Raw genomic sequence first — 5258 nt, forward strand, 5'->3', positions numbered from 1 at the left:
ACATGTACCGGCTGGCCTGCAAAGACCCGAAGATCGAAGCCTCGTGCCGCAAGCCCAGTTGCGTTTACCCCGGCATCTGCCAGAACCTCAACACTGACCATGCCGCGCTGAAATCGCTGTACCGCGCCGCCCGCACCTTGCCCGGCATCAAGAAAGTGCTGATCGGTTCCGGCCTGCGCTACGACCTGGCGGTGGAAGACCCCGAATACATCAAGGAACTGGTCACGCACCACGTCGGCGGCTACCTGAAGATTGCCCCGGAACACACCGAAGACGGCCCGTTGTCGAAGATGCTCAAACCCGGCATCGGCACTTACGACCGATTCAAGGCCATGTTCGAGAAATACAGCAAGGAGGCAGGCAAGGAACAATACCTGATCCCCTATTTCATCGCCGCACACCCCGGCACCTCCGACGAAGACATGCTCAACCTCGCGCTGTGGCTGAAGAAGAATGGTTTTCGCGCCGATCAGGTGCAGGCGTTCTACCCCTCACCGATGGCCTCCGCCACCACCATGTACTACAGCGAAAAGAACCCACTGCATCAGGTCACGTACAAAAGCGAAAAGGTGCAAACCGCCAAGTCACCGGAACAGCGCAAGCTGCACAAGGCGTTCCTGCGCTGGCACGACCCGAAGAACTGGCCGCTGCTGAGGAAGGCGATCGCGGATATGGGGCGGCAGGAGCTGATTGGCGATGGGCCGAACCAGTTGATTCCGCATTATCAGAAGGGGGAAGAAGACTTCGTGTACGAGGCGCACCGGCGGAAGAATAAGGGTGGGGAGCATCAGAAGAGGACGGGGAAAAGCGCCTCTAACCAAGCTTCAAGTAAGCAGCAGGCTGGGAAGAAAGTACTGACTCAGCATACGGGGCTGCCACCAAAACCTCACGCTGGAACAAACAACAAACCAGAACCGACCGGCAAGCCCAAACAACGCAAGAAGTAGTCTTGTCCGCCAAATTTCTCTTTACCCTCAACGTGCGGAGAGGGCAGGTTTCTGATGCAGAAAACCCGGATTCTCTGCCTGTTCCACCATAAACCGCGCAACCGCTTTACGGCTGACGCTACCCACTTTCATACCAGAGTGATAGGTAGTTTGTATCCGGGGCATGGTATCGGAAGCACCATTGGTTAACAATCCGGGGCGCACCAGACTCCAGTTCAAACGGCTGCTTTCCACCATGCGCTCCAGTTCGGTTTTGTTGTCATACACTGCCTTCAGAAGCAGACGGAACAGCATTTTGGTAATTACCCCCTGATACGCAGCGCTATCGCCCGCGCCAAACCCAGTCAGTATCTGGATGGGAGTTGCCCCCAAGCTATCCTGAATTTGCAGCAGGGCTTGGCCGAAATCGGTGTAGAGTGTGGTCGGTTTGCGATCCATGCCTGTACCCAAGGTTATCAAAACCGCATCTGCGCCCGCGCACGCACGCTGCAAATCGTCCAGTTTGGTGGCGCTGCCCTGAATGGCATTGAGTCTGGAATGGGCAGGCAGACTGGCAACGGAGCGCGACAAGGTAGTGACCTGATGACCACGTTCCAATGCAATACGCACACACTCCAGCCCTACCCCCGCTGATGCACCGATAATAGCCAATGTTTTCATCTTGTCTCTCCCGGACTCAATGACCAGACAATTGCTGCATGGCAGCCGCCCAGTCTTCCAGATGGTAGGTGTGGCTGATCTTGCCGTCACTCAGGGTATGAATGTCGATAGACATCACCTTGAAGCTTTTGCCAGTGGCAGGGATGCCCATGAACTCACCGGCTGGCGTACCGGAACCTTGCCCGCGAATGATCACTTTGTCGCCGCTAACCAGGGTGTCCAGAATTTCCCATTTCAGGTCGGGAATCAGTTTGTGCAGTCCACCCAGCGCCTCCGCCAGTTGGTCACGGGTCTGGCAACTGTCACCGTTACTGCTGCAATTCTGCCAATCAGCCGCCGTGGTTTGCGCAAACGTGGCTGCCGGGTCGCCCTCCACACCATAAGCAGCGTAATGTTTCTGGAGCAGTTCATTGAGGCTATCTGATGGCTTTTCGTCAGCTTGAGCGCTGACAGTCAACATGCCGAGCAGCAGGACAAACAGGGACGCTTGCAAATACTTTTTCATGGGAAATCTCCTGACTCCTGATGATAAGGCGTCGGCACCGGATAACTTCCTTTACCTCCAGGGGAACACGGAGGCATCTGGAAGGGTGCCGACGGGCATCATTATGTTTGGAGCGAGGGGTTCAGGAATTGAATGTTCCGGCTATTTTTCAGCAATCCCCTGGCCGGGATGCCAAACGTGCGTTTGAACAGGCGGCAGAAATGCGCCTGGTCAGTAAACCCGCTTGCCAGAGCTGCACTGGTCAGTGACTGGCCATCACGTACCGTCAGTGCAATGGCGTGTTTGATACGCTTCCACAACAGAAACTGGGAAAAAGACACCCCGGTTTCCTGCGCAAACAGATGCCGGGCGTACTCGGGTGACAGGCAGATATAATCCGCAACATCTTGCAAACTGATGCGTCGTTGCAGCGAGGCTTCAATCCAGTCAATGGCGCGGACAATACGCTCATCCCGACTAACAACCTGAGGGAAAAGATCACCTGCCAACACTTGCCTGAGCGCCTCATACGCCAGCTCCTCAGGCAGCCGGGGAAACTCCCCTGCATGATTGCCTGCTGCAATGGCTGACCAACCTGAACAGCATTCGGGTTTCCACAAGTGATCAATCCGGGCGAATGCCTGCCCATCCAGCACCTGTTTCAGATACCAGCCCACACGGCTTTCCGGGTCAATAAAATAAACCAGTGTATTACTCTCAGCAGCATAGCAGGAGTGTTCAATTGACTGATTTATAATTAAACCACGACTATTGTGCGCTACCCCCTGGATAGTGCTGGTAAACGGTTCGGTCAGACTGAGCAATACCTGAAAGCAATGGTGTTTGTGTATTTCGACACAAACACGGTGCGCCACAAAGGCGATGATATTATCTTGTTCGTAAGGTACAACCATGATGTTCACAAAAGATGTTGCGTCCCGGTGGATCATATGTCGTCAATGAGCTACCCGCTTCTCCAGGCAGGATGCAACGATCTCATTGAGCCTTTCCACCAGATACACCGGCAGGGATAACAACCGGTACTTTACCTCCCTAGTGGCATCGCCCTTGCGGATGGTGGTATTGATTTCAAAATCATCTGGTAAGCCTGCATCAAAACGTATTGCCAGTGACCGCCCCCTTTCCCCCATGAATTGATGCAGGGATTTCATGCTACCGGTAGCGCCCGCCTTGATTTCTACCGGCAGAATCTGCCCTTGCAAGGCAATCACAAAGCCCACTTCCGCATTGCTCGCGCGACCTTCCCGCAGCCAGTAGTTTAGTTCCCGGTTCGGCGTATCAGCCAGAATGCCTTGCAGGTGCTGGCCGATAAACTGCTCGGCAATAGCCCCCTCATTGATCAGTTTCATTTCATCCAGTTGGGAAAGCACCCGCCAGTTCAGGCCGCTGATGGCGTTCATCAAACCCACATCCAGGAACAGCAGTTTGAAAACTTTTTCTTCAATATCCGCCTGTAATGGCAAACCAGAACAATGGCTGTGCACGACCTTGCTGATAACCTGCGCCATCGCCAGTAACTCCAGATCTTTTTTCAGGGTAGCGCTTTGATCCTGCGCCGAGATATTGGCGTATTTAACCTTCACGCCCACATTTCTGGCGGCGAAATTGAAGACGTTCAACATGCGCAGAAGATTCCGCGAACCTGCATATTTGGGGAAGTCTTCCCGATAGGTATCAATGATGGAGTTATGCACATCACTGACCTCACGATAGCTCCTGGTATCGGCAAATACCGCAACTGCCTCAGGCATACCACCGACAAAATAGTAACTGCGCAACAGCTCCAACAGACGTTTGTGGGCGATCTCGGCAACACTGTCGCCGTATTGATAATTCAGAATGAATCCAGCCAGCTTGTCTTCCCCAATTGCCAACAGAAATTCACTAAAACTCATTGGCCCCATGTGCAGGTACTGGACACGCCCAACCGGCATGGAAAACTGATGCTCACTCAGGGCAAATTCCAGCAATGACCCCGCGCTGACGACGGGAAGCTCAGGCATATCCTCATAAAAATAGCGTAAGGCTGGAATAGCCTGTGGCACTGCCTGAATCTCATCCAGAAACAATAATGGCTTTTCATTGATCAGGGGCATACCGGGCAAAAATTCGATCTGCGCCATGATCTGCTCCGGATTTTTGCCAGCGAATATGTCAGCAAGTTCCGGAAATCACTCCAGATTGATGTTATGCAGGTTATGCCCACCTTGTCTGGCAAACAATTCGACCAGGGTCGATTTTCCGACTTGGCGGGCACCTCTGATAATCAGCGGTTTTCTGTTTTTTTTCTGTAACCAGTTTTCAAGGAAACGGAGCTGATGACGTTGCATGATTGAGCCTGATCCGTTGTTGACCTGACAGAAATATAACATGGATTATTATTTTAATGGTGTGTTTCAATAATTCAGATATGATTATAATGGCGTGTTTTGCTGCTTAACTTGGAAACCAACCCCGGCAACGCCCGTGCCCTGGTGCAGCGGCACGGCACGCATGCCGCGCTCAAATCGCTGTACCGCGCCGCCCGCACCCTGCCCGGCATCAAGAAGGTGCTGATCGGCTCCGGCCTGCGCTACGATCTGGCGGTGCGCGACCCCGAATACGTCAAGGAGCTGGTCACCCACCACGTCGGCGGCTACCTGAAAATCGCCCCGGAACACACCGAAGACGCGCCGCTGTCCAAGATGATGAAACCGGGCATTGGTGCCTATGACGAGTTCAAGCGCCTGTTCGAGAAATACAGCAAGGAGGCAGGCAAGGAACAGTACCTAATCCCCTATTTCATCGCCGCGCACCCCCGGCACGTCTGACGAAGACATGCTCAACCTCGCGCTGTGGCTGAAGAAAAACGGCTTCCGCGCTGATCAGGTGCAGGCGTTCTACCCCTCGCCGATGGCCTCCGCCACCACCATGTACTACAGCGAAAAGAACCCGCTGCATCAGGTCACCTACAAAAGCGAAAAGGTGCAAACCGCCAAGTCGCCGGAACAGCGCAAGCTGCACAAGGCGTTCCTGCGCTGGCATGACCCCAAGAACTGGTGTACGAGGCGCACCGGCGGAAGAACAAGGGTGGGGAGCATCAGAAGCGGGTGGGGAAGGTGGCCTCTGGCCAAGCTGCAAACAAGCAGCAGCCTGGCAAGAAGATG

7 protein-coding genes and 1 pseudogene are annotated in these 5258 nt (G+C 54.0%); 3 read left to right on the forward strand and 5 right to left on the reverse strand.

What is annotated here, in order from left to right; all coding sequences use genetic code 11:
• A partial coding sequence (locus VSS37_RS21490; RefSeq protein WP_324698591.1) for a DUF3362 domain-containing protein occupies positions 1-947 on the forward strand: 947 nt, incomplete at its 5' end.
• Positions 948-974: 27 nt separating this feature from the next.
• Here the strand turns inward: VSS37_RS21490 and VSS37_RS21495 are convergent.
• From VSS37_RS21495 to VSS37_RS21515, 5 genes and pseudogenes are all read right to left on the reverse strand, one after another.
• Positions 975-1607 carry an NAD(P)-dependent oxidoreductase gene (locus VSS37_RS21495; RefSeq protein WP_324698592.1) on the reverse strand — a complete coding sequence of 211 codons (633 nt, stop codon included), beginning with the start codon at positions 1605-1607 and terminating at the stop codon, positions 975-977.
• Between the two features lie 16 nt (positions 1608-1623).
• Positions 1624-2112, reverse strand: coding sequence for an ester cyclase (locus VSS37_RS21500; RefSeq protein ID WP_324698593.1), 489 nt, complete (start codon positions 2110-2112; stop codon positions 1624-1626).
• 101 nt (positions 2113-2213) lie between these two features.
• Entirely contained in the window at positions 2214-2768 is a 555-nt protein-coding gene (locus VSS37_RS21505) for a helix-turn-helix transcriptional regulator (RefSeq protein WP_324698594.1), read from the reverse strand.
• 279 nt (positions 2769-3047) lie between these two features.
• Positions 3048-4016 carry an ATP-binding protein gene (locus tag VSS37_RS21510; protein WP_324698595.1) on the reverse strand — a complete coding sequence of 323 codons (969 nt, stop codon included), beginning with the start codon at positions 4014-4016 and terminating at the stop codon, positions 3048-3050.
• A pseudogene (locus VSS37_RS21515) lies at positions 3999-4484 on the reverse strand (AAA family ATPase); the annotation flags it as partial. The gene VSS37_RS21510 and the pseudogene VSS37_RS21515, both read right to left, overlap by 18 nt.
• 57 nt (positions 4485-4541) lie before the next feature.
• Between VSS37_RS21515 and VSS37_RS21955 the strand changes: the two are divergent.
• A complete protein-coding gene (locus tag VSS37_RS21955) occupies positions 4542-4922 on the forward strand; it encodes a hypothetical protein (RefSeq protein WP_510952331.1) in 381 nt (126 codons plus the stop codon).
• Positions 4923-4929: 7 nt separating this feature from the next.
• On the forward strand, positions 4930-5258 hold a 329-nt coding region (locus VSS37_RS21960), incomplete at its 3' end, for a DUF3362 domain-containing protein (RefSeq protein ID WP_510952332.1).

Source organism: Candidatus Thiothrix phosphatis (assembly GCF_035668035.1).
Taxonomy (GTDB): Bacteria; Pseudomonadota; Gammaproteobacteria; order Thiotrichales; family Thiotrichaceae; genus Thiothrix; species Thiothrix phosphatis.

Bases quoted from the DNA above. Each gene is read 5' to 3' on its own strand.
- VSS37_RS21495 (WP_324698592.1), bottom strand. From the start codon at position 1,607: ATGAAAACATTGGCTATTATCGGTGCATCAGCGGGGGTAGGGCTGGAG.
- VSS37_RS21500 (WP_324698593.1), bottom strand. From the start codon at position 2,112: ATGAAAAAGTATTTGCAAGCGTCCCTGTTTGTCCTGCTGCTCGGCATG.
- VSS37_RS21510 (WP_324698595.1), bottom strand. From the start codon at position 4,016: ATGGGGCCAATGAGTTTTAGTGAATTTCTGTTGGCAATTGGGGAAGAC.